This window comes from Shewanella sp. SG41-4 (genome assembly GCF_014164505.1).
Classification (GTDB): Bacteria; Pseudomonadota; Gammaproteobacteria; order Enterobacterales; family Shewanellaceae; genus Shewanella.
This window is the reverse complement of record NZ_JACJFI010000425.1, coordinates 1-2,469: the sequence shown is the minus strand read 5'-3', so window position 1 is coordinate 2,469 and position 2,469 is coordinate 1. Positions and strand designations below refer to the sequence as shown.

Here is a 2,469-nt window from a genome sequence, read left to right as displayed (position 1 = left end):
CAATCATTCGTGTCGGTTTGCCTTCAACATCCCATGAAATGGCTTTGCCTGTAGACAATACCCAAACATAATGACCGCTTTTGTGTTTCATACGAACTTCTAACTCACAAAGTTCGCTTTGGCCTTGACAGTGGTAATCATAATTTTTAATTGCCCTAGGCAAATCATCTGGGTGCAATACATCTAGCCAAGTTTGGTAATCAACAGGCATTAACTCCGATAAGCTATACCCTATAATCTCAGCCCAACGTTCATTACAAACAAGACCATCATTTTCAACACGCCAATCCCAGACGCCAACATTAGTCGCGTCTAAAACTAACTCATTAACCTCTTGGCTTATCGTATTCTTGTGCATGGCCTTTATACTGTTTGGGAAAAAGTTGTGGATTTAATCAACTTTTGTAAATAATAATTTTTTGCCTTTTAATCAATCACAAAAGTCTACTTATTATTGTTTTTTAACTTCAATACTAAAGCCGTTTTAACGAACAGATATTCTTTAATATAAGGTAGGCTTAATTAAGTATCAAAGCAAATCGCTTAGTTAATGAGCGAAAAACATAATAAAACGACAAACAGGATGAGATTCGATCTTCAATTTTTTACACTATGTCCAAGACCAAAACGGTAGAACAAAACTGCGCCGCCCATCATCTGAACAAGTAACATAACCCGTTTTCATCTCTTTCGCGATAGCTCTGCTAAATTTAATCAACTCACCAATTTCAATCCACATGGTTAAAAAATTAGCGTTAAATGAGTGATTTATCTTTCATCTACGCAATTCAGAACAGCAGAAAACCTTGATATCTATCAAGTATAAGGAGAATTGTCGTTTTGAGGAGTTAATGCTTAAGCACACAACCAATGCTGGCAATTTGCAGCACCTTTTCATCGTTTCGGCTTGGATCTTGCGGAGGGACAGCTTGATTGTAATAAAGAGGAACCCGGGGTTTAAATCTCTATCTTTTGCCAAATAAAAAGGCCTTATCTTTCGATAAGGCCTTTTTATTTAATGTGGCGGAGGGATAGGGATTTGAACCCTAGAACGGGATAAACCGTTGCCGGTTTTCAAGACCGGTGCATTCGACCACTCTGCCATCCCTCCGAACGGGCTGAATAATATAAGTAACTCGTTTGCTTGTAAACCATAAAGTTAAAAAATAATTCCGAATGTATAGCATTTAATCAGCATGCTCATATTTTTGTCATCACTGAGGTGTTTTTAATCAACCTAAGGCTTGTTGTCTGACCTTTTATAGAGTTACATCACTTCAACAACCACTAGGTAAAGTCTAAGAGTTGAATCTGCTAAGGCTTTTACGGTGCTTTATGCTAATATCATCTCATTATTTTTCGTTGTCGCAGCTAAATTACCACTATATGAATTCAACGCTACTGCCTAGTGCCAAACTCGCTCCTCAATATCATTTACCTGATGCATCGACTTCAGTTTCTTTCCCAAGCCATATACTGCTTGGTCAAGAACGAGTGGTAGAAACATTCAAATTAATGAGTAGAACAGATTCGCAACATTTATTTCTTGCTGATTTTTTGGGGGTTGATAGACCACTATTTATTGATGCGTTGGTAACTCAAGCTAATACGCCTTCAAGTCATTACCTTGTTGCGACTAAAAAGCCGCAAGAAGATGCCGATATTTTGTTTAAGTGGCAGCAAACACTCCCGCCTGAACATGTCGGTATTATTGCTAAACAAGAATCACTGTCCTGCTATTTACAAGGGACTATTCGCCGTGCTGATTTGCTAGGTAGAATGCTTAAAACGGATAAATCCAGTGTTTATAAACCTGGAGCACTTGCTAAAAATCATTTTGTGTTTATTTGCTTAGCATCATTATGGCAGCGTGAAAATTTGTGGGATTTATTGATGCAAATTATCCACGATGGATTTTATCGTATCAATAATGAATTAGCCCCTATTCCACTTAATTGTAAGATTGTGCCTGTAGGCTCTGGTTTATCGTATAGCCAGCTGAGAGTTGAAGATCGTAACTTTAGTCGCCATTTCCCATTGCTGGCTGAAATGAGCAATGAAGTTGATCTAACACAGCATCCTGAATCGTCATATGTGCAATGGTTGAACGTGCTTGCACACGCTGAATCTGTTGAAATAGAGCCCTCTAGTTTATTGCCGTTATTTTGGTATAGCTCTCGTTTGGTTGAACATCAACAGCGCTTAAGCTTAAGTATGTTGGAGTTTAGGCAATTATTAGGTCAAGCAAAAGTCTATTCAGGTCAATCTACATTGAATGTAGCTGCAATTGCTAAAGCTCTGGAAAAATTAAAATTCCGTCACAATAGCTCTGAAGTATATTCAGCTCAAAGTTTTGATGATAATTTCATAAATCTGCCAACTAAAGGCGCTATGGTAGGCCAGATTAATGCCCTTACGGTTATTGATACTGGCGATTATACCTATGGTGAGCCTGCCCGTATTACCTCA

2 protein-coding genes and 1 tRNA gene are annotated in these 2,469 nt (G+C 38.2%); 1 reads left to right on the top strand and 2 read right to left on the bottom strand.

Annotated features, from left to right (window positions below; translation table 11 throughout):
* The coding region (locus tag H5202_RS20620; protein ID WP_182773709.1) for a PAS domain-containing protein at positions 1-358 on the bottom strand (358 nt) is incomplete at its 3' end.
* Between the two features lie 663 nt (positions 359-1,021).
* Positions 1,022-1,111 (bottom strand) — tRNA-Ser (locus H5202_RS20615).
* A 224-nt stretch (positions 1,112-1,335) separates the two neighbouring features.
* Between H5202_RS20615 and H5202_RS20610 the strand changes: the two genes are divergently transcribed.
* Positions 1,336-2,469: AAA family ATPase (locus tag H5202_RS20610; RefSeq protein ID WP_182773708.1), on the top strand; the 1,134-nt coding region annotated here is incomplete at its 3' end.